The 25,089-nt window shown below is 46.0% G+C and carries 25 protein-coding genes; 4 read left to right on the forward strand and 21 right to left on the reverse strand.

What is annotated here, in order from left to right; all coding sequences use genetic code 11:
* Positions 1-95: 95 nt before the first annotated feature.
* From DESPCE1_RS0114260 to DESPCE1_RS0114270, 3 genes are all read right to left on the reverse strand, one after another.
* Positions 96-1,763 (reverse strand): L-lactate permease, encoded by a 1,668-nt coding sequence (locus DESPCE1_RS0114260; RefSeq protein ID WP_014794633.1) that lies wholly within the window; start codon positions 1,761-1,763, stop codon positions 96-98.
* 406 nt (positions 1,764-2,169) lie between these two features.
* Positions 2,170-3,828, reverse strand: coding sequence for an L-lactate permease (locus tag DESPCE1_RS0114265; protein ID WP_014794635.1), 1,659 nt, complete (start codon positions 3,826-3,828; stop codon positions 2,170-2,172).
* Positions 3,829-3,971: 143 nt separating this feature from the next.
* Positions 3,972-4,433: a hypothetical protein gene (locus tag DESPCE1_RS0114270; RefSeq protein WP_014794636.1), complete on the reverse strand. Its 462-nt coding sequence runs from the start codon at positions 4,431-4,433 to the stop codon at positions 3,972-3,974.
* 165 nt (positions 4,434-4,598) lie between these two features.
* Here DESPCE1_RS0114270 and DESPCE1_RS0114275 point away from each other — a divergent pair, with 165 nt between their 5' ends.
* Positions 4,599-5,111: a hypothetical protein gene (locus DESPCE1_RS0114275; RefSeq protein WP_014794637.1), complete on the forward strand. Its 513-nt coding sequence runs from the start codon at positions 4,599-4,601 to the stop codon at positions 5,109-5,111.
* On the opposite strand, the gene DESPCE1_RS0114280 is transcribed toward DESPCE1_RS0114275, so the two are convergent.
* The 6 genes from DESPCE1_RS0114280 to ytfJ all read right to left on the reverse strand — a co-directional run bounded on the left by DESPCE1_RS0114280 (position 5,112) and on the right by ytfJ (position 9,944).
* Positions 5,112-5,879, reverse strand: a complete 768-nt coding sequence (locus DESPCE1_RS0114280) for a pseudouridine synthase (RefSeq protein ID WP_019850879.1) — start codon at positions 5,877-5,879, stop codon at positions 5,112-5,114.
* Between the two features lie 55 nt (positions 5,880-5,934).
* The gene (locus tag DESPCE1_RS0114285) at positions 5,935-7,353 is read right to left on the reverse strand and encodes a glycosyltransferase family 39 protein (protein ID WP_028305583.1); all 1,419 of its coding nucleotides are present in this window, start codon (positions 7,351-7,353) and stop codon (positions 5,935-5,937) included.
* Positions 7,323-8,114 carry a glycosyltransferase gene (locus DESPCE1_RS0114290; RefSeq protein WP_014794640.1) on the reverse strand — a complete coding sequence of 264 codons (792 nt, stop codon included), beginning with the start codon at positions 8,112-8,114 and terminating at the stop codon, positions 7,323-7,325. Before DESPCE1_RS0114290 ends, DESPCE1_RS0114285 begins: the two co-directional genes overlap by 31 nt.
* 42 nt (positions 8,115-8,156) lie before the next feature.
* Positions 8,157-8,696, reverse strand: coding sequence for a spore maturation protein (locus DESPCE1_RS0114295; RefSeq protein ID WP_014794641.1), 540 nt, complete (start codon positions 8,694-8,696; stop codon positions 8,157-8,159).
* A complete protein-coding gene (locus DESPCE1_RS0114300; protein ID WP_019850881.1) occupies positions 8,693-9,274 on the reverse strand; it encodes a nucleoside recognition domain-containing protein in 582 nt (193 codons plus the stop codon). The genes DESPCE1_RS0114295 and DESPCE1_RS0114300 overlap by 4 nt, the downstream gene beginning before the upstream one ends.
* A 220-nt stretch (positions 9,275-9,494) precedes the next feature.
* A complete protein-coding gene (gene ytfJ / locus DESPCE1_RS0114305; protein ID WP_019850882.1) occupies positions 9,495-9,944 on the reverse strand; it encodes a GerW family sporulation protein in 450 nt (149 codons plus the stop codon).
* Between the two features lie 136 nt (positions 9,945-10,080).
* Here ytfJ and DESPCE1_RS0114310 point away from each other — a divergent pair, with 136 nt between their 5' ends.
* A complete protein-coding gene (locus DESPCE1_RS0114310) occupies positions 10,081-10,530 on the forward strand; it encodes a MarR family winged helix-turn-helix transcriptional regulator (protein ID WP_014794644.1) in 450 nt (149 codons plus the stop codon).
* A gap of 74 nt (positions 10,531-10,604) precedes the next feature.
* On the opposite strand, the gene DESPCE1_RS0114315 is transcribed toward DESPCE1_RS0114310, so the two are convergent.
* From DESPCE1_RS0114315 to trpS, 4 genes are all read right to left on the reverse strand, one after another.
* Entirely contained in the window at positions 10,605-11,255 is a 651-nt protein-coding gene (locus DESPCE1_RS0114315) for a DUF2953 domain-containing protein (RefSeq protein ID WP_019850883.1), read from the reverse strand.
* A 132-nt stretch (positions 11,256-11,387) separates the two neighbouring features.
* The gene (scpB, locus tag DESPCE1_RS0114320; RefSeq protein WP_014794646.1) at positions 11,388-12,014 is read right to left on the reverse strand and encodes an SMC-Scp complex subunit ScpB; all 627 of its coding nucleotides are present in this window, start codon (positions 12,012-12,014) and stop codon (positions 11,388-11,390) included.
* Positions 12,015-12,017: 3 nt separating this feature from the next.
* On the reverse strand, positions 12,018-12,803 hold the full coding sequence (locus DESPCE1_RS0114325) for a ScpA family protein (RefSeq protein ID WP_019850884.1): 786 nt from the start codon (positions 12,801-12,803) through the stop codon (positions 12,018-12,020).
* Positions 12,800-13,780 (reverse strand): tryptophan--tRNA ligase, encoded by a 981-nt coding sequence (gene trpS / locus DESPCE1_RS0114330; protein WP_014794648.1) that lies wholly within the window; start codon positions 13,778-13,780, stop codon positions 12,800-12,802. The genes DESPCE1_RS0114325 and trpS overlap by 4 nt, the downstream gene beginning before the upstream one ends.
* A 437-nt stretch (positions 13,781-14,217) precedes the next feature.
* On the opposite strand from trpS, the gene DESPCE1_RS22660 reads away from it, so the two are divergent.
* Positions 14,218-14,475: a hypothetical protein gene (locus tag DESPCE1_RS22660; RefSeq protein ID WP_148269922.1), complete on the forward strand. Its 258-nt coding sequence runs from the start codon at positions 14,218-14,220 to the stop codon at positions 14,473-14,475.
* Between the two features lie 103 nt (positions 14,476-14,578).
* Here DESPCE1_RS22660 and DESPCE1_RS0114335 read toward each other — a convergent pair whose 3' ends face one another.
* The 4 genes from DESPCE1_RS0114335 to DESPCE1_RS0114350 form a co-directional block, all read right to left on the reverse strand.
* Positions 14,579-15,223 (reverse strand): site-2 protease family protein, encoded by a 645-nt coding sequence (locus DESPCE1_RS0114335; protein ID WP_014794649.1) that lies wholly within the window; start codon positions 15,221-15,223, stop codon positions 14,579-14,581.
* Positions 15,211-17,832, reverse strand: coding sequence for a CBS domain-containing protein (locus DESPCE1_RS0114340; protein ID WP_014794650.1), 2,622 nt, complete (start codon positions 17,830-17,832; stop codon positions 15,211-15,213). Before DESPCE1_RS0114340 ends, DESPCE1_RS0114335 begins: the two co-directional genes overlap by 13 nt.
* Before the next feature lie 139 nt (positions 17,833-17,971).
* Complete coding sequence (locus DESPCE1_RS0114345) at positions 17,972-18,313, reverse strand: hypothetical protein (protein WP_014794651.1); 342 nt, start codon at positions 18,311-18,313, stop codon at positions 17,972-17,974.
* A gap of 88 nt (positions 18,314-18,401) precedes the next feature.
* Entirely contained in the window at positions 18,402-19,697 is a 1,296-nt protein-coding gene (locus DESPCE1_RS0114350) for an LCP family protein (protein WP_019850885.1), read from the reverse strand.
* 327 nt (positions 19,698-20,024) lie between these two features.
* On the opposite strand from DESPCE1_RS0114350, the gene DESPCE1_RS0114355 reads away from it, so the two are divergent.
* Positions 20,025-20,381, forward strand: coding sequence for a hypothetical protein (locus DESPCE1_RS0114355; protein ID WP_014794653.1), 357 nt, complete (start codon positions 20,025-20,027; stop codon positions 20,379-20,381).
* On the opposite strand, the gene DESPCE1_RS0114360 is transcribed toward DESPCE1_RS0114355, so the two are convergent.
* The 4 genes from DESPCE1_RS0114360 to DESPCE1_RS0114375 are packed head-to-tail and all read right to left on the reverse strand — an operon-like array spanning position 20,334 to position 25,065.
* On the reverse strand, positions 20,334-21,386 hold the full coding sequence (locus DESPCE1_RS0114360) for an acyl-CoA dehydratase activase (protein ID WP_014794654.1): 1,053 nt from the start codon (positions 21,384-21,386) through the stop codon (positions 20,334-20,336). The genes DESPCE1_RS0114355 and DESPCE1_RS0114360 overlap by 48 nt on opposite strands.
* A complete protein-coding gene (locus tag DESPCE1_RS0114365; protein ID WP_014794655.1) occupies positions 21,373-22,512 on the reverse strand; it encodes a 2-hydroxyacyl-CoA dehydratase in 1,140 nt (379 codons plus the stop codon). The genes DESPCE1_RS0114360 and DESPCE1_RS0114365 overlap by 14 nt, the downstream gene beginning before the upstream one ends.
* Positions 22,454-23,563 (reverse strand): acyl-CoA dehydratase activase-related protein, encoded by a 1,110-nt coding sequence (locus DESPCE1_RS0114370; RefSeq protein ID WP_014794656.1) that lies wholly within the window; start codon positions 23,561-23,563, stop codon positions 22,454-22,456. The genes DESPCE1_RS0114365 and DESPCE1_RS0114370 overlap by 59 nt, the downstream gene beginning before the upstream one ends.
* Before the next feature lie 11 nt (positions 23,564-23,574).
* Positions 23,575-25,065, reverse strand: coding sequence for a spore germination protein (locus tag DESPCE1_RS0114375; RefSeq protein ID WP_014794657.1), 1,491 nt, complete (start codon positions 25,063-25,065; stop codon positions 23,575-23,577).
* Positions 25,066-25,089 lie beyond the last annotated feature (24 nt).

Genomic DNA, 25,089 nt, shown 5'->3' on the forward strand with positions numbered 1-25,089 from the left:
AATGGGAAGTAGTTAACTACTTCCCATTACTGATTCGTAATAATTTTAATATAACTTATTTGAAATAAGTTGTCCACTATATATACAATTCAATTTTAATGAAGTAATGCGGCGGCATCAGCAATAACAGGGATCATGCCAGGCACCACATAGGCTTGCAGAACAATAATAACAATGACTGCTGCCAACATAATCAGCGAGTGTTTCACTGTGAATTTGAAGAGCTCGGACTCACGACCAACTAGAGACGTAGCCGCAGCCGCAACAGCAATGGATTGAGGAGAAATCATTTTACCTACTACACCACCGGAGCTGTTCGCTGCAACGGTGAGCACTGGGTTCAGATTAAGTTGCTCAGCAGTAACTTGTTGTAATTTAGCAAAGAGAGCGTTAGCCGATGTATCGGAACCGGTGAGGAATACACCTAACCAACCTAATACTGGGGAAAGAACAGGGAAGAGCAGGCCAGTGGATGCACAAACCAATCCTAATGTATAGGAAAGACCGGAATAGTTTGCCAGATAAGCAAATCCAAGTACTGCAGAGATGTTAATTACAGGAAATTTGAGCTGTTTCAAAGTGTCGATGAATACTTTTCCTGCAACAGAAGGTTTGATTCCGAGAACGAACATACTTATTATCGCAGAGATAAGAATTGCTGTACCACCAGCAGATAAGAAGTCCCATTTGAAGATTGCATCATAGACAGTAGGTTTAGCAACGATAGGAGCTGCTTTGTAAATTAATCCATCAAGACCAGGCCATTTGAATTGGAGAATAAGGCCTAATTCTTTGGTGATAAATGTTTTGAACGCTGGTGTACCCCAGATAGTAACCATAGCCGTGAGGATAAGGAATGGAGACCATGCTTTAAAGATTTGGCCACCGGAATACTTCTTGTATTCTGGTTCTTTGGTGTTTCTTTCATGAGGGAAACGCCATGTAGTTTTTGGCTTCCAAACTTTTAAGAAGAGTGTGGTAGCAATCAAGGAGAATAAGGAAGAAATAATATCTGGAAGATATGCACCCAAGTAGTTAGCAGACCACCATTGAGCTATTGCAAAGGAAGCCCCTGTAACAAGAATCACTGGCCATATTTCTTTTGCGGCTTTCCAACCAGCCATTAATACAATGAGATAAAAAGGAATAACGACGGAGAGGAAAGGAAGCTGGCGACCTACCGCTTGGGAGATAACAAAGTCACCCATACCGGTTACAGCACCCGCTGTGATAATGGGGGCCCCGATAGCACCGAAAGCAACAGGAGCCGTGTTGGCAATCAAGCAAAGTCCGGCCGCCTTAATAGGATCAAAGCCAAGACCAATTAGAATAGCACCGGTAATAGCAACGGGTGCACCGAAACCTGCAGCACCTTCCAAGAACGCTCCAAAACAGAACGCTACAATAAGAGCTTGAATACGACGGTCATCGGAAATGGAGGCAATAGAACTCTTAATAACTTCAAATTGACCCGAAACTACAGTCAAATTATATAAGAACACTGCAGTAACAACAATCCAGGCAATTGGCCAGATTCCATAAATCATACCGTAGGCAGTCGCTGAAAGCGCCAGAGTAACCGGCATTTTATAAACAATAATGACGTCCACGATGGTTATAGCAAGGGTAATCAGTCCTGCGACATACCCTTTCATTCCTTTTACCGCTAAAGCCCAAAATAAAAATACAATTGGAATTGAAACAGCAAGTGCAGTTAAGCCAAGGCTACCGCCAAGTGCTGCGTAATCCTGTGTCCATGGCATGAGTTAATCCACCTTTCAAATTATGTGTCTTTTTTAATTTGATTTAAATATTCTTATTTTTTATAATGTTCTGTTTAATTCCTCCTATCATAGTATGGTCAGGCCAACAAAGCCAATTATAATGGTCGGACCAAGTGTTTTATGTAACTTTGGTCTGACCTCCAGTCGTAATTGTATGTTAAATTCACATCATTTGCAATAGAAAAGCAAGTAAAAGAATAAATTCACTTATTATGTCGAATAGAATTTTAATTTTGAATTCAATATAAAATTCCCCAAACTAAAAGGAAGGAGATGCTCCCCTTCCCTCTAGATACTCTTGGTTTAATTATATATAACATTTTTAAGAACTTGTTTAAGCTTTATCCTCTGAGAGATGGGGTCAAAACTCCACCTGAACTTTCCTTTATGGTCCTGCTGAAATTACGGGAATCATTCCCGGAACCACGTAAGCCTGCAGGGTAATCATGATACAAATAACCAGCAAAAGGACTATGGAATGCTTCAGGGTAAACCGCAAAAGCTCCGACTCCCTCCCCACCAGGGATGTGGCTGCCGCCGCTACCGCAATGGATTGGGGAGAAATCATCTTGCCCACAACCCCGCCGGAGCTGTTGGCCGCCACGGTTAAGACCGGATTGACCCCAATCTGTTCGGCAGTAACCTGCTGCAATTTACCAAACAAAGCATTGGCAGAGGTATCCGATCCGGTAAGGAACACTGCCAGCCATCCTAATACAGGAGACAAGAAGGGGAACAAAGAACCTGTCGAAGCAAAGAGCAGACCCAGGGTATAGGACAGCCCTGAATAGTTGGCTAAGTATGCGAACCCTAGAACAGCGGCAATGTTTATAATCGCAAAGATTAATTGCTTAATTGTCTTGACAAAGACTTTCCAAGCTCTTCCCGGGCTAACCCCGAGAATAAACATGGAGATGATGGCGGAAATTAAAATGGCTGTCCCAGCGGCAGAAAACCAATCCCATTTATAAGCTGCCGCATAGACGGTCGGCTTGGCTACAATGGGAGCCGCCTTATAGACCAGCCCATCCAATCCCGGCCAATGCTGTATATTGATATAAAGCCCTGCATTGGTAGCCCAGTTCTTGAACCCAGGGGTTCCCCAAATCCCGACCAAGACAGTGAGTATGGCAAAAGGCGACCAGGCTTTAATAATTTGCCCTGCGGTAAATCTTTGCGTAACCACGTTTTTTTCTTTACCTTCTTCATGAGGAAAGCGCCAGTTATTTTTAGGTTTCCATACACGCAAGAACAAGGTCAGGGCAATCAAGGAAAACAAAGAAGAGATAATATCCGGGAGATAGGCGCCCAGATGGTTAGAAGACCACCACTGGGCAATGGCGAAGGAGATCCCTGCCACAAGAGCTGCCGGAAGAACCTCCTTGGCTCCTTTCCAACCGGACATGAGCACAATCAGATAGATAGGGATGATCACCGATAGGAAAGGAAGCTGACGTCCTATAGCCTGGGAAATGACAAAGTCCCCCATGCCGGTGACTGCACCCGCTGCGATAATCGGTGCTCCAATGGCACCAAAGGCTACGGGTGCCGTATTGGCAATTAAGCAAATCCCTGCCGCATAGAGTGGATTAAAGCCTAAGCCGATCAGAATCGAGGCTGTGATAGCCACAGGGGCACCGAACCCGGCGGCTCCTTCTAAGAAAGCTCCAAAGCAGAACGCCACCAACAAGGCTTGAATCCGCCGGTCATCCGAAATTGCGGAAATGGAGCCTTTAATAACATCGAATTGGCCGGCCTCAACGGTTAGATTATATAAGAACACAGCGGTAACCACGATCCAGGAAATCGGCCATAACCCATAAAGAATTCCATATAAGCTTGCCGAAAGAGCAATTGAGATAGGCATCTTGTAGACAAGGACAACTATGACAAGGGTAATGAGCAGAGTCGATATACCCGCAATATGTCCTTTCATACGTTTAATGGCCAGTGCCCATAGGAGGAAAAAGATAGGAATTGAAACAACTAAAGCAGTAAGTGCTATACTTCCCCCTAATGCGGAATAGTTTTGAGTCCAAGGCATGAATAAATTCCACCTTTCTTTTTTGAGATTACTTGTTGAAAGAGTCATGCTTACGGGTTATTATTAGCAATTTTTGAGAAAATATCATACATACCCCCTAAATGAGCAAAAAAATAAACCCAGCTCATGAACTGGGTTGTAACTTATTGAAAGCGTAATTCTGCTTTTTTAATTTCTTCTTGGATATGTTGGCTTACCCGAAAGAAAAGCCGCTCCACATCCAGCCGGTGAATCTGCAAATTCTCCGGACTCAGGAATTCAATTTTGCGAAATTCCGGTTTCACGATGAAAGGAAGTAAATCATCCAGGTTCTCCAATCTTAGGGTCAGGATGATAGGAGCGTAAGCAACCTCCCGTTTGCGTCGACCATCGGATTCATTGACGCTATACACATCAAGGCTTACATCAATGTCTTCCAGGAATAGTCCCTGCAAGGGCACATTTCGTAGTAAAGCGACTTCCTGCTCACGAGCCTGTTCTGCCGCTTCCTCGTTGCTTCTCCCCCCGAATATAAAGCGTCCGCCCTTTCCTTCCCCACGGAAATCCAAGCGGATTCTAGCCCGAATATGTTCTGTAAGCACTTCATTTCCAATACGAATCTTCATTCTCCATCTCCCTGCCACGCTTAGTCCTTCTATAATGATTATAAAGAGATCCTTACACTCTAAGTTTATCACTTAATTCGGCAAGGTTTCCAATTCTCCTTCTCCTCTTTGTGTGAAGCATGCTGTTTATGGATATACTAACAAAAATCATGAAGGGGGATAAAAATGACCAGAACTATTCTTGCCGTATTTAAGGGGCCGCAGCAAACCAAAGAAGCTGTGGAAGAAATCCAAGGGGAATCCTTAGCCAATAGCTATATTTCTGTCATTGTTCGGGCCGGCTATCTTCATCAAGGCGATTTTAAAGAAGAGATCGCTAACGAGCTTGCCTTTGTACCGCCGGAAATTAATTTTGACCGCTTTAACGCTTGGTTAGTTCAAGCCCCACCTATGGATATTCCCAATCTTGGGGAATGTGTGGTGGCCGGCCCCCTAGCCAATGACCTGCTCCATCGCCCTCAAGGGCAAGGGTTAACGGAAGCTTTGTTAAGCTATGGCCTCAGTCCCGAACGTGCCCGTCACTATGAATACGAGGTAAGAACAGGACATTTTCTTGTCCTTATTACTACGGGACAGGAAAAGGTCAATTCTGTAGCCAACGCCCTCCAAAAGTTCGGCGGACGGGACATTGAGAAATGGAATAAGTCACTTGATCATGCCTTGCATATGCCTCACTAGCTAGGTAAGCTTTACTGTCTGACGCAATTGTCGGATTTCCGTTTGGGACAAGGCGCGGAAGGCCCCTGGTGCCAGATTATGATCTAATTGAAGGGAACCAAAGCGAATCCGTTTTAATGCAATTAAAGGGAAACCTATAGTTTTAAACATTCTTCGCACTTGACGATTCCGTCCCTCATGAATCGTAATCTCATAGGTAGGCACAGAGCCCCGGCCCTTTTGTGAAACTTCTTTTACACGGGCTGGGGCCGTTTTTCCATCTTCCAGAATGACTCCTTTTTCTAAACGCTTTAAGACTTGTTCAGGTATCTTCTCCCCCACTTCTACCCGGTAGGTCTTTTCCACTCCATAAGAAGGATGCATTAAGCGGTGAGCTAAATCCCCATCATTGGTGAGAAGGAGCAGTCCGGAGGTATCATAATCCAAGCGACCTACAGGGTATACTCTCTGAGGAACTGTTTTCATGAGGTCCATAACGGTTTTTCTTCCTTGAGGGTCGATAACACTGGTGATATACCCGGTGGGTTTGTGCAATAGATAATAGGCATATTCTTTTTGGGGCAATTGAAGTGGTAAGCCGTCCACAACAATCCGGTCTGTGGGCACAACCTTAGTACCCAAGGCTTGGACGACCTCCTCATTGACCTGAACTCTCCCCTGCAAAATGATTTCTTCAGCATGCCGACGGGAGGCGACCCCTGCCTGGGCTAAGACCTTTTGCAAACGCTCTTCTTGCCTTGGAACACTCTGTTCATTCTTTCTTTTCAAATCTGATCGCTCCTAGATACTTATAAATTCTCGTTCTACCTTACCCCAACCCAAGCTATTGTTGGTCCTTTATCTGGTACACACCGGGACCAACCTGGGTGTAAGCACTTTCTATCCGTTTCCAAAAATCTTCCCCCCGAGAGTCGGGAAGAGCAACCAAATAATCTCCGGGCAGCTCCTGCAAATCAAGCCAGGCTCGTAGATCATCACGGATTAAGCGATAGCCATAGCGTTGGGAATAATATAAGGTCATAGGTTGGGAACCGCTTAAAATCAAAACACTGTTTTCTTCTGTATGTTGACGAATCCACTGGGCCTGGGTAAGAAGTCTCTCGTCCCATTGGTATTTTGATTCATAATATAAAATTTGATTAACCCAAAGCAATCCAACAAGCAATGCTCCCACCACAAAAGCAGGAATCCCATTCCCTTCACTGTCTCCGCCCCAGGTATCTAAGGTATAACCAGTTAACAGAACCATAGGCAGGGCTAATGGAATCAGATAATAATCCAGGGGAATCTTAAGGCAGACTACTACCAAATAAACCCCACTGATCCCAGACCATAAAATCAAGCCAAGATGCACTTCATTTCCGAGAACTTTCTTCCGAACCATGAGAGCTATCCCCATCAAGGCTAAGAGAATCGGCAAACCCAATCCATATTTTAAATTTTTATAAAGTTTTTCAGCATAGCCCGTTGGGCCTTCCATAACCTGGTGGGACAGGATCCCCGAAACAAATTGACTAGCCTCCCCTGCCCCGAGGTGAACCCAGCTATAGTATAGCATAGGAAGAAGTAAGGATAAAAAGCTATAGACCAATATTTTTCCCAGTCTTCTCTGAAAGGGATAAAAACCAAGCATCAGGGCCACCGGAAAAATCATCAATTGGGGAAGCTTAGCTAAAATAGCCCCTGACATCAGGATTGAAGCCCCTAACAGACGAATCCAGGTCGGGTTTCTTCTCCAGGAGAAAATGGCGACTAGAGCCCAGATACTGAAAGCTTGGGCCACAGGCTCCGGCATAACCACCCTGCCATAGTACGTGGTTAAGGGAATGAAGGCATAAAAAGCCGCAGCCCATAACCCTGCTCTCTCCGATAAAGCCAACTTGCCGAATTTATAGATTCCCCCAAGGGTAAGCAGGGAAAAGCAAATCCCCCACAATCTCCCCCATAGATCCTGCCAGCCCAACAGGGCCCAAGTCCAGGCCAGAAGATAGGGTAAGAATGGAAACTCCAGCTCCACGGGCTGAGGTCCTGCTCCATCATAATTAAGCATAGGAAAAAAGACATCGGGAAAATCTCCCAGATGTCCCAGCATATTTAAAGCCATGCTTGCTGTGTCTGCCTGCCGCCAGCTCTGATCATCCAGATAAGGATTCGTGACTCCTTTGAGGCGAAGCACTGCTCCCAGAATCAAAATAAGGACGAAGATGCCATTTATTCTCCTACCCATTCCACCCAACCCCATCTTTCCTTCTTCAAGCGAAGGATTAAAGCAAAATAGCCCATTATGGTGGCCATAATTTTCATTTTACTTTTTCCTTGTTTCTTCTCATAATGCAGGTCGAAGGGAATCTCCCGTATCTCTCTACAATAACCCGCCACCTTCACTAAAAGCTCGACCATTCCGGCGAAACTGCGGCTTTCAATAAGCCTTTCTCCATAGATCATGTACGTGCTCTCTAAGACAGAAGCACGATAAGCCCGGTACCCACATGAATAATCCTTCAGTCCCGGTACTGGAAAGAACAGGGTCATGACTTGACCTGCTCCCCAGGAGAGAACCTGCCGCAGTGGATTCAGCCCGTATTGTTTGCCACCAGGAGCATACCGTGAGGCTACGACCAGATCCGCCCCTTGATCAATTTGTTCTACCATAAAAGGAATCCGATCCGCCGGGTGTGTATTATCAGCATCCATCGTCAGAATAATATCATCATAACCTACCCATTCACTGCATTGTTTCCTTAGGATTCTACGCTGAGCAAAGGCGTGTTTGAACCCTGTCATCAAACTGCCGCCCAATCCTTTGTTCTGAGGATGAGAAAGGACCTGAACTTCCGGAAAGCTCTGTGCATAATTTTGGGCGATATCCAGGGTATGATCCGTGCTGGCGTCATTGACGACAATGATCTGAGTCGGAATCCCTTGACATGCCTTTCGGATATCATCAAGCAGCAGTTCAAGACCTGCCTCTTCATTGTAAGCGGGCAACACAACAAAAAGCATACTAAGGCCTCCTTATCCTCCTTAGTATGCTCATGAACGGCTTTAATAAAACATCCTATGCACAATCCACATGGAAGCAATCAACCCGATCAAATCCGCCATGAGACCCAGCTTCAAGGCATATCGATACTTCTTGATTCCTACCGAACCAAAATAGACGGTTAAAACAAAAAAGGTGGTGTCCGTGCTCCCCTGAAGGGTAGAAGCTAAGCGGCCGATGAATGAGTCCGGCCCATACTGATTGATCAATTGGGTCGCTACTCCCAAAGCCCCTGAACCACTTAGAGGGCGCATGATCGCCAGGGGTATAATCGCTGTAAGATCGGAATCCAAGCCAAAGACAGTAAAGACAGGCTGCAATAATTTGGCGAGAATCTCTAAAGCACCCGAATCCACAAAAATACGAATGGAGACAAGCATACCCACAAGAAAGGGGAGAATCTTGATCCCCGTTTTAAAGCCTTCTTCAGCTCCCGTGACGAAGGATTCATACACAGGTACCTTGCGTAGAAATGCAAGCAAGGGAATGAACAACAGTAAAAACGGAATGGCCCAACGGGAGATTTCTGCAATAAAACTCATAGCCTAGACCTCCGCCGAATCAGAAAATCGACAAGAATGGCCATCGTCATGGCACATCCTGTAGCAAAAATTGTCGGACCAATAATTTCTGTGGGATTAATGGATTGAGCCTTCAGTCGTACCGCTATGATGGTGGCCGGAATCAAGGTAATACAAGAGGTATTTAAAGCAAGAAAAGTTATCATGGCAGGGCTGGCCGTGTCCGGGGTGGGGTTTTCCTTTTGCAGCTCCTGCATGGCTTTTAGCCCAAAAGGTGTGGCAGCATTTCCTAATCCCAAGACATTGGCGCTCAGGTTCATAATAATAGCCCCAAGGGCCGGGCTATCTTCTCTAAGGGTAGGAAAAAGCCGACGAATTACCGGCCCAAAAAAACGGGCTAAGGCTCTTACGAAGCCTGCTTCCTCTGCCAGCTTCATAAGTCCCAGCCAAAGGCTCATGACCCCAATGAGACCAAACGCCGTCTCTACCCCCAATTCTGCTGCTTTCATCGCCGACTCTGTGATCGTGTCTATCCTCCCATTCAGGGCAGCCACGATAATGCCCGTAATCAGCATAAACAACCAGATGGCATTAACCATGTCCTCCCCTCCTTAAGTAAATATCTATGTCGGTATGAAGGGGTTTAGACCTGAGGAGGGGAAGCTTTCATGGACATCGCTCGCTCAATAGCCTTTTTCGTGTTGCTTCTGGAGCCTTTTTCGGGATAGAAAAAAACGGTAACTACGACTCTTCGTATTACCGTTTTTTAATGCACGCAGATATTACGGCGTTATTGGTTTTACTTGCTACCCTAAGTGATTAAGGCTCGCCAACGATAATTATATCTTCCTTGGTTGCCTGATCCTTAGATTTGTCCTTCTTCATCATATTGGAGATCTTATCCATTAAGTTGGGAATCTCATCAAATACGCGATCAATCACCACATTGTGATCGATGGGCAGCAGACGTATTTGACCATGTCCCACCACTAAGAACCCTACAGGTTGTACCGATACCCCGGCACCGCTACCCCCACCAAAGGGGAAAACTGTGGCTTTTTCTTTTTTATCTCCTTCATCTCGCTCCCCTTCAGGAGGCGCAAACTCACTACCTCCCGCGGCAAAGCCGCAACACACCCGGGAAACAGGGATAATGACTGAACCATCTGGGGATTCAACTGGATCGCCAACAATCGTATTTACATCAACCATGGCTTGGATACTTTCCATAGCACTTTTCATTAAAGCTTCAATGGGATGATTCCCCATAGTTATCCACCCCTTCTAACTTAATCATTCATAATAACAATATGGTCTTTTTTCGCTAATAATATGCATTAAGTTTTTGTAATCATAACGGCTTTATGATAAGGTGTATTCATCTGCAAAACGGGAGTGAAGTCATATGTCGAAAGTTGAGCAAGAGGTTTCCATTGGACGTTGCATCTCCATTTTATATCGTCAGTCACAGGCTCATTTTTCAAAGGAACTGCAGTCTTATAAGATTGGAAGCGGGCAGTACGCCGTATTACTTGCTTTAAAGAAGGACGATGGGGTAACACAGGAAAGATTATCCACCCTATTAGGCATTGACAGGGCTAACATAACCCGGGCAGTCACAAAGCTGCAGAACGAGGGCTATATCCTCCGCAAACCGGACGAGGAGGACAAAAGGATTTGGCGAATTTACCTGACCGAACAAGGAAGGGAACTATTGCCCATTCTAGAAGGCATCCTCGGCGAATGGAGTTCTATGATGGTGAAAGGATTAAGCCCTGACCAAATCAATATCTTGGCTAAAAATCTAAAGACGATGACTGAGAATTTAGGATATGAATGGATTACTGAAGAATAAGAAAAGGAACATCATGATTAAAGGAGAGGAAATGCTCTCCTTTTTCCGTCTAAAGAGCAAGGCTTAGCTCAACCCTACTTTCTGATTCTGCGCAAGATGAGTCCGGCAAGATTGGCTCCTATTAACATGATATGGCCGATGCGCAGATTGAAGGTGCTTTGAATATCACAGCGAAAACCCGGCTTCTTGAACTGAGGCACCACCATAATCTGCGGTTCTTGAGTATCCATGGTAACTTGGTTATACATTCTTCCCAGAGAATAGCCAAGCATTGCCCAAAAACTCCCTGAGACCAAAGCTGTAACCGCAGGATTCTCATGACCATATTCGATTTTCCAGTCGTACTCAGTACAATGGATTCCGCGATAGAATTTCTTTTTAAGACGATCAAAGGCCAAGAGCAGGGAAGGGATATTGGGAAAGAACTCATAGAAAAAACTATTTTTGAAATAGCGAACTTTCAATTCTTGAAAGGCTTTTCGCTTTTCGCCAGTACGTACTTGTGCTTCCTGCTCTGCCGCTATTTTGGGTCCCTCTTCCCATTCCAGTTTGATCGTCGGAATGGTGATTCGGAATTTCCAAAAACCTCCTAAGGCAGAAAGATTAATTTCCAGATGATCATTTTCTTCAATGCGGGAATAACGAAATTCTATTACTGCTTTGACCCATAGGATCATGATTAACCAAATGAATATCGCAAGTAGAAGAGCGAGAATCTGCACCATTATCCCTCCGAGCGCCATCTTAACAGTTTAGAATGCCCTAAAAGGGAGTATTTATACACCATGATGCAGCAGGGGATATTGAAAGGGAGCATCGCCACTACTTTAAAACGCAGTTTTGCGACACTCCCTCTTTTAATCACAGTTTTCATTCTCTTTCATTGGCTCCGCAGTCTCCATCGGCAGCTCTTCAGAGGATTTTTCCCATAATAGTTCAGCAAGCTCTTCAGCCGGGGCTGCTTCCTGCATACTCTCAAAGTTTAAATCCGGCAGTTCCTCCAGGGACTTAAGTCCAAAATGAATCAGAAACTGTTCTGTAGTTCCATAGAGAATAGGTCGGCCTGGACCTTCTTTTCTCCCCACATCTTTCACAAGACCTTTTTCCACCAAAGTTCCTAAAGCACGATCGGATTGTACTCCCCGAATAAAATCTACTTCCCCCCGGGTGACAGGTTGCTTATAGGCGATAATGGCCAGTACCTCTAAAGCCGCTCCCGACAGTCCTTGGGAGGGTTGATGGTAGAGAGTTTCTATATAAGCGGACATTTCCGGTTTGGTTCCCAGCTTATAACCTTCATTGACTTCAATAAGGGTAACCCCACTGGTCGGCGCAGCGTAACGCTCCTTAAGGTCATACAGTATTTCAGCAATATCCTCAATACTCAACTGAAGGATCTCCGCTAAACCCTCCTTGGTCAGGGGTTTATCGGCAACAAATAACAGCGCTTCGACTCCCGCAATTTCTCTATCCCGAAACAGCATTATCTACTCCCCTTCAGTAAATTCCCAAGCTTTTTCTGTAGGAAACACAAAAATCTCTTCGTTTTGTGAACTTTGTTCACAGTGTACTTTTCCGGACTTCAACAGCTCCAGTAAAGCCAAAAAAGAAACGATAATCTCCATACGTTTAGTGCCCCGAATCAATTGACTGAAGCGCAGCCCACGAGGATGTAGGATAACCCGGCGCAACACATCATTCACCATGACTTCAATGGGGATTTCATCAGGCTCCACTGTCCTGATCTCTTCCCCCTGTTCCGCCCTTTCCACAATCCGTTGAAAAGCATGCCATAACGCTTCGAACTGAATTCCTTCCAAGGGATCCACCGGAGTGAATTGGCTGCGCAGCTCATCAACATCCACCTCACGAAAATACCGTTGGCCGGAAGATATTTGAATCTCTCCCAATGTTTCAGCAGCCTGTTTAAAAGCCCGGTAAGCCAGGAGTCGTTCTACTAATTCCTGACGGGGATCCCCTTCCTCCTCTTCAGGAACATCTTTAACCGGTTTTGGCAGCAAGTACCGAGACTTAATCTGGAGAAGCTGGGCAGCCAAAACCAGAAATTCGCTGGTCACTTCCATATCTAAATCATCCATCCGGCGCAGGGCATCGATAAATTGATCGGTAATCTTGGCAATAGGAATATCGTAGATATCCACCTTTTCCTGTTGAATCAGGTTAAGAAGGAGATCCATGGGACCCTGATATACGGACAGCTCCACATAAGGAACGGTATTGGTACTATGACTTACCGATAACCCGTTGTTCATTTCAGCCCCATCATTTGGCGAACTTCTTTCATCGTTACTTGGGTGACGCTTCGAGCTTGTTCAGCTCCCTGCTCTAAAACCTTCTCAATCTTACCCGGCTCTTCCCACACCGCACGGCGCTCTCGGAAAGGACTCAACAGCTTATCGAGATTCTCGGCCAAATGACGCTTACAAGCCACACAGCCGATCTTGCCACCGCGACAGTTTTCTTCAACTTCTGCCACTTCAGGGGTATAAATCTCATGGAATTTGTAGACAACACAGACCTCCGGATGACCCGGGTCATCTTTGCGCAAACGGGCCGGATCCGTCACCATCTGTTGAACCTTTTCTTTGATTTCTTCTGTGGAAGCGGTTAAGGAGATGGTATTGTTATAGCTTTTACTCATTTTACGCCCATCAACACCGGGCAGCAGGGGAACCTTGCCTATCAGGGCTTTCGGTTCAGGAAAAACCGGACCATAGATGTGATTAAATCGTCTGGCAATCTCTCTGCACAACTCCACATGAGGGATTTGATCTTCCCCTACAGGTACAGTATCAGCCTTGTATACTAAGATATCGGCAGCCATTAAGAGGGGATATCCCAGGAAGCCATAGGTTGAGATGTCCTTTCCCCCTTCTTTTCCTAACTGCTGCATTTGATCCTTATAGGTCGGCACCCGCTCTAACCAGGAAAGGGGGGTAATCATGGATAAAAGGAGATGCAGTTCCGCATGTTCCTTAATATGGGATTGAACGAAAACAGCCGACTTATCCGGATCAATTCCCACACTCAACCAATCCAGGGCAATTTCCCGAATAAGTGTTCCAAAATCCAAACCATCCTCATAACCGGTGGTCAAAGCATGCTGATCCACAATCCCAAAATAGCTTTGATATTCAGATTGCAACTTAACCCAATTTTGGATAACACTGAGATGTCCAATATGCAAGCTCCCCGTGGGACGCATGCCACTAAAAATTCTACCTTTCACTTGTAAGACTCCTTTCAATTGTAGGTTTTCTATTGCTTAGTAAATGTCTCTGTCGCTGGGTGGCACAACAAAAGATGAAAATTCTTATCCGGGTCACGTAGCTTTACGCACAACGCTCTCTCTATAGCTCCAGGGCTGGTCAACTCGCTTTCTTAACAGCATCTGCAGCGGATAAGTACTCTTTGGGGTGTGCCGCTTTGAGCGAAACTGTCCACCGGACACTTTCGACGCCAAACCTCTGGGTAATACCTGATGTGAACCATGGCTCGCTACGTTAAAAAAGCTTCGTTGACCCGACCGCCCCTGCGCTAAATCCGTTCGCTCCTGTGCGTAAAGCTACGCTTGCGGGTCCCTTTTCAGCGCTTTTCTGGGGCCTTTGCGATTCTCCCTCAGGTCTTTTTCAGAGTAGCCTTTCATGCCGCGGCCGGCACCAGCAGATGATGAAAAAGCTAATCCGGTCAGGTAGCTTACCCCACATCGCGCTGCTCAAGCCCGTAAGGCAGCCCAAGGATTTTGCTTTAAGGCAGAGAACGGATTCTAAGCGAGCAGGTAAGCAATCTTCGCGAAAAGACTGCAGCGGAGTCGGGTTGGAAACAGGACGTTTCCAACCGCCCATTGAGAACAAGTGCGAAAGCAGTGCTTTCGAGGAGCGATTTGGGCGGATACCCGACGGAGCAGAAGTATTGAGCGATTAGATTGTTCCGCGCAGCTTATGGAGTGAACGCCGAAAGCAAAATCCTGGAGAATTAGCTCTCGGGGCTTTTTCAGCGTCACCTTTCATGCGCAAACTCTCTGACCCTAACTGATAAAAGGTGACAGCAAGAACAAAGCGGTGTCACGATACAAGACGTAAAGGCCGGATACAGCAGGCCGTAATACCACTCCCAAAAAGTTGGTAAATAGTATTATAACCAAAATGAACATACCATAAGTCTCCAGGGTATTGAGAACCTTGCTGTACCGTCCAGGAACAACCCCTCTTAAGATGGAAAAGCCATCCAAAGGCGGAATAGGCAGGATATTGAACACCCCAAGACCTAAATTCATAAATACCATGGACATGAATATTGTCGACACTGTATTCGTCCAGGATGAATCCTTCATAAAGGTTAAAGTTATGATCCAAAGAATCATGGCGATAAATGCAGCCAAAAGATTGGCTAAAGGGCCGGCAATGGATACCAACACTCTCCCCCGTTCTTTATTTCCTTTGAAATAATGGGGTTGGGTCATGACCGGTTTAGCCCAGCCGAAGGAGTAGAGTACAGCCATAAGTGTACCAAAGATATCCAAATGAACGAAGGGATTCAAGGTTAATCGTCCCTGACTTCTCGGGGTCGGATCTCCCAAACGATCAGCAACCCAAGCATGGGCATATTCATGAAAAGCAAATCCAACAAGTAAAGCAGGTATATTAGCTATGATGGTGGTTAAGTTGAACACGTAGTTTCCCCCTTCGGTCGGTTTGACAAGCCACCCTTTAAAAAACTCAGCACAAATTCCTTCTCTTCTTCTCCGGTATGTATTTTACCTTCCAGCCAAGCAAGGCGAACCGCTTTAAGAATGCGACCAATATCCGGTCCTTCCTTAACTCCCCATTGTCGTAGAGTCATTCCATCCGTAGTCTGATGAATGCCATTGACTGCTTCTACGTAAGTTTCTACGGAATCGCAGAATCGTTCATCCCATAGAAAAACTTCCATGAGAATGGCCGGTATACCTTCAAGATATTGATCCAAACTCCTTAAAGAAATCTTTTCCTTAGAATATGAAGAAGCTTCGGAAGGTTCTCCCGCTATTCCCAGGGAGATCAGTCCGGTCATAACGTCAAAGTATTTATAGGCAATCCCCTTTATTTCCCTGGGCAGACGAAGTTTTTCCTGAACTTTTTCGAATTGGGATTTGTCCATCCTGCGCAGGGAGATGAGTAATTTTCTTTCCGGTGAAATTTCCTGATTCAGCTTAGGATGAGTAAAATCCCAGGGCAGCTCAGCTCCAAACCACTTGCGGAGCACCCCCATAAGAAGCATGGATTCCCCCATGACCCCAAATTTCAATTCAGAAAGCATATGCATGAATTCTTCAGTGAATCGCTCTATACTTAGTTTCTGCAAGACACCTGCATCCAAAGCTGTATAAAGCCCTTCACGGGTTTCTTTAGCCAGACGAAAACCATAACGGCCGGCAAAGCGCAGGGCCCGGAGAATACGAGTGGGATCCTCGATGAAGCTAAGATTATGAAGAAAACGAATTTCTCCTTGTTTCAGATCTCTGAGACCACCATAATAATCCACCAGTTCCCCGTAGTGGATAGAATTAATGGCTATGGCCATGGCATTAATCGTAAAGTCCCTGCGGAACATGTCATCACGCAAACGAGATTCTTCCACTTGAGGCAGCGCGCCGGGAGATGAATAGTCCTCACGACGTGAGCTGGCTACATCCAGGTGAGATCCGTCGGAGAAATCCAAGCGAGCGGTGCCGAATTGATCATGAAATACCACTTGAACATCCTGAAGCTGATCGGCAAGAGCTCGGGCAAAGGCATGTCCATCTCCTTCGATGACAAAATCCAGGTCCTGAGTGGGCACCTTAAGCAGAATATCCCGTACAAATCCCCCTACCACAAATACGGAATACCCTAACTCATCGGCTACCTGTTGAGCCGATCCCAGCAAAGAGCGGATTCGCTCCGGTAACTCCTCAAACAAGTGTAAGATATCTTCCCGCATAGCTAAACTGCGATGGCGGGTTAAGGACATTTCTGTGGGAACCGCACTGCCATGAACAATCCGCAGGATATCGGAACGGGAAACGATCCCTGCTAGTTTTCCATCTTCCAAAACAGGAACCCTGCCAATATCATGCTGGACCATGGTTCTTTGCACATCTTCCCAGCTGGAACCGGCATCTACAACCACCACATCCTTGGTCATAAATCCTTTGACCGGGGCATGAGCCAAGCCATGTTTTATGGCTTTATCCACATCCCGGCGGGAAATGATACCAACTAATTGGTTTTCTTGAGCTACCGGCACCCCCGTATGACCATATTTCAGCAGAATTTGTTCTACCTCACTGAGTTTCATCTCCGGAGATACGGTTTTAACCGGATAACTCATAATATCCTTCACCCGATTAATGCGGTGAGCCTGCCGTTCCAATTCACCGTCGAGTTGCTTCAGAATCTCATCCACAGAAGCATTTTTCACTGTAGCTGAAGCAGCACGGGCGTGTCCCGCTCCGCCAAAAGTTTGCACGATGCGATTGACCTCAAGCCCTCGTCCTCGTGAGCGGCCTACCAGATAGACGCGATTCTCCATCTGAACTACTAGAAATAAGGTCTCTGCCCCTTCCATTTCTCCCACCCGATGAGCTAAAAGGGCAAGCCCCCCTACATATTCATCCCCTTCAGCCCAAGAAATATAGACGGGCTGACCTTGAAAATCCTTAGTCTTTCCATTATCCAGGAGCTGCTGCAAGAGTTCTTTTTGATCTTCAATTAAAGGCTTACGAAGATATTCCGCCACAACCCCCAGATTCGCTCCTTGTTCAAGGAGATAGGCCACGGCTTTGACATCCCGTACCGTGGTACTCTCAAAAAGCAAACTGCCCGTATCGTCATAGATACCCAGAGCAAGAAGGGTCGCCTCAAAAGGGCTGAGTTGTATGGCCATTTTCCTGATCTCTTCAATGAGTAAGGTGGTACAGGAGCCGATGCTCTCAATATGCATCTGATCAGTAAGGGAGCCATAATAAGGATGATGGTCATAAACAATGAGAGGTATCTGGTCGAATACCTCTTCCTTAATTCCCGCTGCCCGCTGCAAATTATGGGTATCCACCAACACAATCTTTTCCACTCTGGTCCAATCCACATCTTTGGGGCGCAAAAAAGGCAGCCTGTCTTTGGCCAAGGCGATAAAATCCTGAACATAGGGGTTGGATTTCCCGTCCACGACCATAAAGCTATCTGGAAAAATCTTTTGTGCAGCTACCATGGATGCCAACGCATCAAAATCCATTTGGCGATGGGTTAATATGACAATCATGTTTACTTCCTTATCATTCATTCTCAATACAAAAGATTAACCATAATTATATCATTTACCTAGCAGCTCCAGCAAGAAAAGGAACACCTATAAATAAAGCACCTCGCGAACGAAGTGCTTTGTAGATTTCTCCTGTGTATTAAATACTATCATTAATGGCTTCAATAGCTTGATCAATCTCAGCTTGAGTCATACCCTCTTTAATGAGCCGATAGTTAATGGCATTCATCCAAAAAGCGGTTTTGGCACTGATCTTCTTATAAGCTTTAGCGTTTTTCTTTTCACTCTTTTCACGGGATTCTGCGTTGGCTTGCACAATAGAGCAAGCATAACGAGCTTTTAGGTGGGTATCTTGATCCATTTCCTCAAACGTGGTATTTAAGCATTCAATCAGGCTCTTATAGTATTGAGAGAATTCATCAAATGGAATCTCAGTATCCATATGTAAATACTCCTTCAACTTCTCGAACAACTTCTCCATCAAATAACCTCCATTTTGTATCCTGTGTCCATCTAGGAACGCCTCAAATATTATACCTTTGTTTACAGGAAATGACAAGATACTTATTCTATTCAAGGATCTCGAAGGTTATATCTTCCTCTATTGTATTGATCTTTTCCTGGCTTTGTGTTTCTGCTTTATTGGCTTCAGTGGTCAAAACCTCCATGGTTATAGGCGCTTCCTTACTATCTTGATTTTTATCTTTCTCCTTATCTTTGACTTTATCTGCTTCAATCTCAGGCTTGGTTTCTTTTTTTACGGGAGGCTTAGCCGGTCCATTAACCTTTTGGATCGTTTCGAAAATTGGGGATGTTTTACCCTGAAAAAGCTGATTCAGAATGACCTTAGTCTCCTTTGGGCTGACTTTCCAATAGCTGATGCCCTCTTCATCTGAGAATTGACCCGGAAGGGTTTGATTAATCACTTCATAGGTTTCTTTATTTTTAAAGGCCATGGATAAAGCCCAGATCTGTCCTAGATTGAGATTGGTCTCTATGGCCTGGTAGATCTTGGGGACGATGATGGGAAGCTTGGGAATATTCCGGGGGGTTGTGGCCTCAGCCACAATAGCTTTTATCACTTCCTGCTGCCGGGAAACCCGGGAAATATCCGCAAGTTCATCATTGCGAAAACGTGCATATTGCAAGGCCTGAGTACCGTTGAGGCGTTGTATACCCTTTTTAAGATTGATAAAACGATCTTGTTCATCTCCGGTATCGTAATACATATCCTTCTCCACATTAAGGGAAATCCCGCCTAAGCTGTCCACAATATTTTTAAATCCTTGAAAATTGGTCAGGACATAACCGTCAATAGGCGCCCCGATCAGCTCCTGTAAATACTGTTGAGTGGAGATTGCTCCTTTTTGCAAACGGGCTATGGCATTGACTTTCTCTTTTTTGTTATTGAGAATAACCTGGGTATCGCGGGGAATAGAAAGTAAAATCATTTTTTTACTCTTTTGATCCAGACTGGCCACCATCAGAGTGTCCGTATTGCTGAGCACTTCCCCGGGACGGTTATCCATGCCAATAAGCAACACTGTAACCCGGTCCTTCAGAGCAAGTTCATTGGAGATTTCATCGGTTAGGTTTCCTTCCGGCACTTCTTTGTCCACTGTATTTTTTAAGTCTCCTGCTTCACCGAGACCAAAGGATTCTTGATTCTTACCCAAGTTCTCCTCTTTGGAAGCAGTTCGGTTCATATTGCTGCTGCGTGCTTCCAGATCAAAAAGCCCCGGTCTTCCAGAAATCATAAACACAGCCAAGACAATAGCTATTCCTAAGCCAAATCCTAAAACAGCATTAAATCCATAAGCATGAATGAAGTGAATCAGCCGATTCTTAATGTTCTTTTTATCCATCTTCTCTCACTCCATATCCATAAAAATTCCCTCCCATAGCATCAAACAATTTGTAAGGCATTATACACCCTGGAAGAAATTTTTTATCTTTGTTTTACCTCTATCCTTATTCTGTCTCACCTAAAGGTAGCAAACCAAGGAATTTGGAATATAATACCACATAAAGACCTTGTCATTCTCATCTCTCTAAATTATGTTCATTCAAGATAAGGGTTAAACATGTGCAGCACGAAAAAGGCTTGTGCTTACTCCTCTTCTCTCAGCACAAGCCACTCTCTCTTATAATTCGGCTGACCCCAAATAAATCGGTTTGAATGGAGGTAGCCTATGAACTCCACCCTGTTCGGTTCTCGGGAATCTTATGAATACCCAAGAAATTACTATCCCAATCCCCCATATCCTTATGGGTATTCCGGGGGGTATCCTGCTTATTACTCCCCCCACCTTCATCGCCCCTGTCCTTATAGCAATCCCACTCTTTTTCATGGTCAGCCCCATCTCCCCTCTTATCCCTATCCGATGATATCCCCTGCACAACCTCCGGCCTTCGCTTACCCCAATACCTTAACTTATGGCTGGGGTGAACCAAGAATTATCATTCCTAACCGGGGCTTAGAGACCATTCTGATTGCTATATTAATTCTTGTTGCCCTGGATCTGATATTTGTAAGACCCAGACGCTAGGCTCTGTTCAGCCATTATCCCTTCTAAAGACTCCGAATCCGCAACAGACCATTTCCCACAGCGATCTCCCCAACGGGTCAGCACCTTATCCTCTTGCCTGATCTCCACCACCTCGCAGCGATTGCTACAGCCTTTGCAGTCAAAACTACATGCTTTAAAGTGGCTTTCAGCCATTTTTAACCCTCGGAAGTTAGTGGCCGGACCCTTTTTGTTCAGGAAGCGTTCTTGAGCCAGGAAAGCAGCTCCCAGGGCTCCCATGACTGAAAAATGCTCCGGTACGACGACCTCTTGTCCCAGCTCTTCTTCAAAGGCTCTGCGAATACCCGGGTTGGCCGCCACACCCCCTTGGAAAAATACCGGTCCCAGGATCTCTTTATTTTTCCCTACATTATTAAGGTAGTTTCGCACCATAGCCTGACATAGCCCCGCTACGATATCCGGGAGAGGATGACCTAACTGCTGTTTGTGAATCATATCCGACTCCGCAAAAACAGAACACCGTCCGGCGATTCGTACGGGATGTTGGGCTTTTAAGGCCAATACCCCGAACTCTTCGATGGGAATACCTAAACGTGACGCCTGCTGGTCCAAAAATGACCCGGTCCCTGCTGCACAGACCGTATTCATAGCAAAGTCTACGACGACCCCATTGCGTAATATGATGATTTTAGAATCCTGTCCGCCGATTTCTAAGATGGTTTGGACATTGGTATTCATACGGGAAGCGGCTACAGCATGAGCTGTTATTTCGTTTTTTACCACATCGGCCCCCAAAAGGGTAGCGGCTAATTGACGGGCACTTCCTGTGGTTCCCACCCCTATAATCTCTGCACCGGAGCCAATACGGGCACGAAGCTCCCGCATTCCCTCCTGAATTGTATGCATGGGGCGTCCCTGGGTCCGCAAATACATGGTCTGGGCTATGGTTCCCTCCTCATTGAGAAGCACGATATTGGTACTGACCGAACCCACATCGACGCCAAGAAAAAACTTACTTACCGGCAAGATCCAACACTCCCTCCCTGTTCACTCTTCCTTTTTGACGGGACCGCTCCAGCAGATCCACAAAGGCTTCAATCCGTGTTTGTACACCGGCTTTTCCCGTATGCTCGTCCACGGTTAAGGTCATAATGGGTATTCCATAATCTTCTTGAATCTTTGGCAAAATACTGGACGCTACAATCTCTGGCATACAGCCCAGAGGCAGGAGTTGAACGATTCCTTCATACCCCTCTTGGGCGAACTGTATCGCAGCCCCGATGGTTTCCTGGGCATGGCCCCCGACAAAATGATTTAAGTAGGGCTTGGCCAGTGAGTAATAGGATTTTATCGGACGGTACCCCTGGGCCAAGCCGCGGAATACATGCTGACCTACCCATCCCGACAAATAGAGGGAACGATCCACCAGCGCTCCAAGGTTACCCAATTCCTTTTCCACATCCATGGAGATAAAAGGCTCCAATAGGGTATAGATTTCACCGATGACCGCAATTTTTAGCGGATTCTCTCCCTCCTCCTTTGCACTTCCGGAGCTCTTATCATCCATCTGCTCCCTCAGCCATTGCAAAACATCCTTCATCCCTTGATCCGTCATAGCCTGAACCAACCGTCCTTTAGCTTCTTCATAAAGCTGATCGGCCTCCTTGGGAGCCTTAACAAGAGGACGAAAACCATGAAACATATCTTCGATCTGATCCATGACCACACTTTTTCGGTAAGCGAAAAGCATGGCTTTAAGGATGCGGTTCCAGGTGTTCTTGGTACCGGCAAGTTTACGAATTCGCTCAGCAAGTCCTAATAAACTTCCATCGGGTGGTTCGAGGGTTATGACATCAAAGAGATATCCCGCTTCTTGTAAAATTTCCCTCTCCATCTCCCCATAATAGCCAAAGCGACAAGGGCCAACTCCTCCCGTCATGAGAGCCGTATCTGCACCTTGGGCTGCAGCCTGGACAAAATTCCCCAGGTTCAGCTTAAGAGGAAGGCAGAAAGATTCCGGTGCCAGCTGGGTCCCTATGTTCAGTGTCTCTTTGCTATTGGGCGGCGGCACTACATAGTCCACATCCAAATTCTCAAGTAAGGCTTGAATGACTATCCAAGCGTTCCCCATATGAGGAAAGGTGACTTTCATAGTCCTTCCTCCTTTCAAGCATATCAAGAAAGGCTTCGATACGGGTGACCAAGCCTGCCTCTCCGCTGTGTTCATCTAAAGTAAGCACTAAGTATGGCTTTTGATTCTTGCGGGCCCGGCGGGCCAGTAAATCGTTGGTCATGGAGTCCGTTCCGCAACCAAAACAGGAAAGATAAATTAAGCCATCAATTTCCGGATCCTCCACATAAGCTGAGCCTGCTCCGAAGATCTTCTTGGCATGACTCCAAAAGATTTTTTTCTGGAGCTTACTATGTTGTTCTTCGATGGGGGCTGAGCCCACATTCTCTACCACAAATACTTGGGCCTTTTCGCGAAGCCGCTGTAACAAGTTCATATTGGCATAGGATTCATAGGTCAGGTAACTATGCCCTACTAAAGCAATCTTGGGCTGATTCTCCCGGCTGCCGGCCTGGGCTTCATGGTCCAGCAACCACCCATCTTCAAATTCAGCAGGCTTCTGACGGCGACTGCCCTCTTGACTAAATCCCAAATCCTTTAGCTTCATGGGTTCTGCTAAAGCTTCAAAGCATTCCATGCTTTCTTCAAAGGACCACCCTGCATTACGCATTCTCTGGTAAGCTTTCTGCCAACGCTGAGCTTCCGCAAAGGCTTCCCTTATCTGACCTTTTGAGCACCCAATTCCCCCCCCGAAGGCCATAAGGCTATTTATAACCTCCCTCTTCCCTCCCCGCCAATTGATATCTACGGTATACACCTTGGATTCGGCGGGAAGAGCATAGAAAATGCTCTCCGGGAGCCCGAGAATTTTGGGACAGTGATAAGTATTCTGTTCCATACTCACCAGACGGGGAAGAAATATCCCCTCCACACCCCTTAGGACCGTGAGATGCCCTACCAGTATCTTTACCGGCAGACAGGTGTCATCAGGAGCCTTCTTCAGGCCGATTTCCATGATCTCCCGATTGGTTAGAGGGGAGGTAACCAGTTCAATTCCTAATTTATAAAAAAATCCTGCCCAAAATGGGTAATATTCATAGTACAACAAAGCCCGCGGAAACCCTAGTCTCATCAGAATCCTCCTTATTCATCATGCCCTTGAGGCTGGCGTATGGTATCCTTCGGCTTGAGAATACTGGGTCTCTTATTTTTTATAGGCAGAGGAGACCGCACCAGAACTGTACCCAGGGCTTTTAAATCCAAAGGCAATAAAGGCCATAAATAGGGAACACCGAAGGATTTCGTCCTCCATAGTAAGAAGAATAAAATTAGGACGCCGATGGCAAAACCGATAAAGTTATTGAGGGCAACCATGACCAGAAGGAACAGACGGGCCAGGCGATTGGCTTGGGCAAGCTCATAGCTGGGAGTAGCAAAGGTACCCACCGTGACTATGGCAAGATAAACAATAATTTCCTGAGCAAAGAGTCCAACTTTAATGGCCACATCACCAATCATAAAGGTTGCAATTAAACCCAGTGCCACGGTCAGCGGCCCTGGTGTATGAATGGCAGCCATGCGGACCAAATCCACCCCGAATTCCGCCAAAAACACTTGTGGAATCAGCCCGATCTTCCCTACTTTTTCAACCCCTAAAAATTGCAACCATTCGGGAAGGAGGTGGGGGTTTAAAGCACAGGCCAGCCATAAAGGCAAAAGGAAAAGTGCTGCAAAAATGCCCATAAAACGGATCCACCGCAAATAGGCCCCAACGATTGGTTCCTGACGATACTCTTCGGCGTGCTGGGTATGGGACCAAAAGGTCGCCGGGGCAATCATAACCGAAGGAGAGGTATCCACCAATACCACCACATGGCCTTCTAACAAGTGAACGGCTGCCACATCCGGTCGTTCCGTATAGCGAACCCTGGGATAGGGGTTCCATATCTTGCTTCCGAGAATGAATTCTTCCACGCTTTTTTCGGCCATGGGAATTCCATCAATCTTGATCTTCTGAATTTCTTCAGATATCTCATTGACCAGCTCTTCGTTGGTAACATCTTCGATATAGGCCACGCAGACATCGGTCTTGGACCGCCCCCCTACCTGCATTAATTTCATTCTAAGTTTGGGATCACGTAAGCGGCGGCGTATCAGGGTTGTATTAAAGACCAAGGTCTCCGTAAAACCATCCCTGGCCCCCCGGGTAACCCGTTCAATATCCGGTTCACTGGGAGCGCGGGCCGGAAAACTCCGCGCGTCAACGATAATAGCTTTGTCCTGGCCTTCAACGAAGATGGCCATGGGACCGGACAAAATGAAATAGAGGATCTTATCCATGGTGTCCACTTCGGACACCTGCAGCCCTACGATACGGCCTTTCACTAAAGTCTGTAGGGCGTTCACCACGAGATCAGCCCGCTCAAGATCCACAAGGGCATCCAGGATGATACTGACAACTTCCGTGTTTACCATGCCATTCACAGAGTAGATGGCAATCTTTTTCCCGCCTATGGACATTTCCCGAAGGATGATATCAAAGCTATCGGGAACCCCTAGTTCCCGATTAAGATAGTCCAGATTCTTTTGAAAATTTTTGCTTACCTTGAGGTTGCGCTCACTTGAATTATCCAAACTACTTCCTCCAGACGCAATTCC

Source organism: Desulfitobacterium sp. PCE1, from assembly GCF_000384015.1.
Classification (GTDB): Bacteria; Bacillota; Desulfitobacteriia; order Desulfitobacteriales; family Desulfitobacteriaceae; genus Desulfitobacterium; species Desulfitobacterium dehalogenans.